Here is a 1,587-nt window from a genome sequence, read left to right as displayed (position 1 = left end):
CAAATTTCGCGCGACGATAAAATTTAATCCAATCGGGCAGCGTCGCGGTACACCGAGCGCGCATTCATACCGCCGCCAAATTATGGATTTTACCTATTTCCACGCAGAGTGTGAATAAAGACATTGATACTATGGATCGCTGATGAAATTTTACGCCACGATAGAATTTCAACGCCAAATTTACACCTCATCGCCGTAAATTTTACTCGCGCCAATGAGCGCACCTTTGAAAAAAACGGCTCACGCAAAGCGCGAAAACAAAGCCGATCGCCGCCGCTCGTCGGATACGCACAGATATCTACCGAGACGGTGAGGCGAGTCGTTACGCGCCCTTTGCGTCCAAATCGCCGCGTATAACTGCCATCATTACGGCAAAACATGCGCTTGCTCTCGCGTCAAGTGGGTGGCGACGTATCGAGTCAAATTTAAAACCAAGCGCCTGCCGCCGTTAATGCTTCGTATCTTGCCGCCTTACAGCGTCATGCCGCTCCCGCCCGCTGGATGCCCGCTACTACTTCGTATTGCGGATCGGCGAATGATGCCCGCGCTTGCCGCCCGCTGATCGTTTCAAATTTCAAAATTTCGTCCGCTTCGTTTTGCGCCGCCGCATACGGCTTGCAATCACGCATAATGTGCCGTCTGCGACTTCGCCCGCTGCGTAGCATTGCTGTGATCTTAAAAGTATTCGAAAGCCTCATCTGCGTTTAAACTCACCCGCTAAAGCGCCAAATACACCCCGTTGTGTAAATTCGCGCTCACTAAAACCGTCCGCGGCGCAAGCAAAGCGAGCAATCAGAAATTTAGGGTGATTGAGACGGACTGCGCGGCACAATTCGCAGCGAGTGAAATTTTAAAAACGGATGCGAAACGAATACGACGCTACCGAGCAAGCGCGAGCTAGTAAGTGCGATGTATCGCGGGCTAGAAGGAATTTGGCGAAGCGAGAATTTAAACGAAGCGCGCGATGCAGCGAGCGCTTTTAAATTTAATGTAGACAAGCCCAAATTAGAAGCGAGCAAAAATTTTAAAGCAGGCGGGAATTTTAAAGCAGGTGCTATGTTAAATGCCGCCAAATTTTACGCGCGCCGAGCTAGACGCCGATAAATCATAACGAAGTGCTGAATGGAGAAATTTTCATTGGGGCTAGGAATTTGCGCTCAAAAGATACTGCGATCAGCGTGTATCGCATGATTTTTCTACGCGGCTATTTTGGTATTTATAAAATTTAATGCGCAAAATGTCTTGGAAATCCACCGCAGGAATTTTGTGTTATAATTGAGATGAAATTTTAAAGGAGCGCTTTATGAATTTAGAATTTAAGCCCGTAAGCGGGGCGAATAAAAACCTTTTGCCTGAGTGCGTTTATGATTTTATCAGCCATTTTGATGATTCGCAGGTCATCAAAGTAGCAGAGATTGACCCTTCTTTTGCAGACGGCGATTTATTAAGCAAGAAATACGATATCCCTTATGAAATGGAGGTAAATTGCTTGGTTGTAGAGGGGCGTAGAGGCGAGGACAGACGCTATGCCGCCCTTATTGGTGCCTTACGGCAAGCGGGCAAATCCTAACGCGGTAGTTAAGCGCC

General features: G+C 47.8%; 3 protein-coding genes. 2 read left to right on the top strand and 1 reads right to left on the bottom strand.

Annotated features, from left to right (window positions below; translation table 11 throughout):
* Nucleotides 1-123 precede the first annotated feature (123 nt).
* A complete protein-coding gene (locus tag Q0257_RS05335; RefSeq protein WP_298022487.1) occupies nt 124-357 on the top strand; it encodes a hypothetical protein in 234 nt (77 codons plus the stop codon).
* A 122-nt stretch (nt 358-479) separates the two neighbouring features.
* Here Q0257_RS05335 and Q0257_RS05330 read toward each other — a convergent pair whose 3' ends face one another.
* The gene (locus Q0257_RS05330) at nt 480-629 is read right to left on the bottom strand and encodes a hypothetical protein (protein WP_298022484.1); all 150 of its coding nucleotides are present in this window, start codon (nt 627-629) and stop codon (nt 480-482) included.
* 674 nt (nt 630-1,303) lie between these two features.
* Here Q0257_RS05330 and Q0257_RS05325 point away from each other — a divergent pair.
* Complete coding sequence (locus Q0257_RS05325; RefSeq protein WP_298022481.1) at nt 1,304-1,570, top strand: hypothetical protein; 267 nt, start codon at nt 1,304-1,306, stop codon at nt 1,568-1,570.
* Nucleotides 1,571-1,587 lie beyond the last annotated feature (17 nt).

Origin of the sequence: uncultured Campylobacter sp., assembly GCF_938018035.1 — a bacterium.
In the GTDB taxonomy this organism is placed as follows: Bacteria; Campylobacterota; Campylobacteria; order Campylobacterales; family Campylobacteraceae; genus Campylobacter_B.
Note: the sequence above shows the minus strand (reverse complement) of the source record. Positions and strands in the feature narration are given on the sequence as shown.